We start from the raw sequence: 444 nt of genomic DNA on the forward strand, positions 1-444 counted from the left end.
CAGTATTATGGATTGTGGCATCTTTTGGCTTTTCATTTTATGTATCTCATTTTGCCAGTTACAACGAAACATATGGCTCTTTAGGTGGGGTGGTTATTATGCTTATGTGGCTATTTATTAGCGCTTATATCATTATTTTGGGAGCCACAATCAATGCTGCGTTAGAGCAGCAAACAGCGCAAGACAGCACGATAGGCCCAGATAAAAAAAGAGGGCAGCGAGGCGCATATGTTGCAGACCACCTTGATATTAAATAACTCTATTACTTTTATCAGAGCTTAATTACTTGGTTCGTTGTTATCAGCTGCATAAACGAGGTTTTGTGCAGCGGCTTTGAAAACAAATAGCCTTGACCGTAATCACAACCAGCCTCAAGTAATAAATCCATTTGTAATTTTGTTTCTATGCCTTCGGCAATTACTTTTAAACCAAGCTGATGAGCCA

Annotated in this window: 2 protein-coding genes; one reads left to right on the forward strand and one right to left on the reverse strand. The window is 39.2% G+C overall.

Features of this window, described 5'->3' with window-relative positions:
- Positions 1–257, forward strand: a 257-nt coding sequence (locus tag SB765_RS28075; RefSeq protein WP_410932278.1) for a YihY/virulence factor BrkB family protein, incomplete at its 5' end; no start/stop codon positions are given.
- 14 nt (positions 258–271) lie between these two features.
- Here SB765_RS28075 and SB765_RS28080 read toward each other — a convergent pair.
- Positions 272–444 (reverse strand): EAL domain-containing protein (locus SB765_RS28080; protein ID WP_410932279.1); only part of this gene is annotated, 173 nt, incomplete at its 5' end.

This window comes from Pseudomonas sp. SIMBA_067 (assembly GCF_046534675.1).
GTDB lineage: Bacteria > Pseudomonadota > Gammaproteobacteria > Pseudomonadales > Pseudomonadaceae > Aquipseudomonas > Aquipseudomonas putida.